Origin of the sequence: Clostridium sp. DFI.1.208, assembly GCF_024463855.1 — a bacterium.
In the GTDB taxonomy this organism is placed as follows: Bacteria; Bacillota_I; Bacilli_A; order Erysipelotrichales; family Erysipelotrichaceae; genus Clostridium_AQ.
The window spans coordinates 1-506 of the sequence record NZ_JANGCA010000189.1; the positions used below are offsets into that span (position 1 = coordinate 1).

General features: G+C 37.5%; 1 pseudogene. It reads left to right on the forward strand.

Annotation, left to right across the window (positions count from 1 at the left end):
* Positions 1–335, forward strand: a pseudogene (locus NE665_RS23975) (hypothetical protein); the annotation flags it as partial.
* Positions 336–506: the final 171 nt, after the last annotated feature.

Consider the following 506-nt stretch of genomic DNA (forward strand, 5'->3'; position numbering starts at 1 on the left):
TAAAAAATCTCGCAATAGTGGATAAAAAGGAACAATTGCAGAAGGGGTATGGTATACTGATGGAGAAAGAGATAGAAGAGGAGGTCATGGATATGTGCAACTTTAGTGATTTTATCGAGCAGAGAGGAATTGAGAAGGGCCTGGAACAAGGGATAGAACAAGGCTTATTACAGGGAAAAGAAGAAGGAAAAGCAGAAGGAAAAGTGGAGGCGACACTTCTTCATGTAAAAAAGCTGATGCAGAGAATCAATGTCAGTGCAGTGGATGCAATGAATATGCTGGATGTCGAAGACGATATCCGACCTGCTATTTTACAATCTCTGCACCTTTCCTGAAAGGCTACAACAAGCATAACCAAAAGGGCTGTACAAGCACAGCTCAATGGCATCAACCTAAGGAAATTTGGTTGATGCTATTTTTTATTCCTATCAGAAATCACTTCATTAATCGCTCACTATCGTTGTAGTTAAGAGTATATTATATAAATATTTTTTAATATATATTAT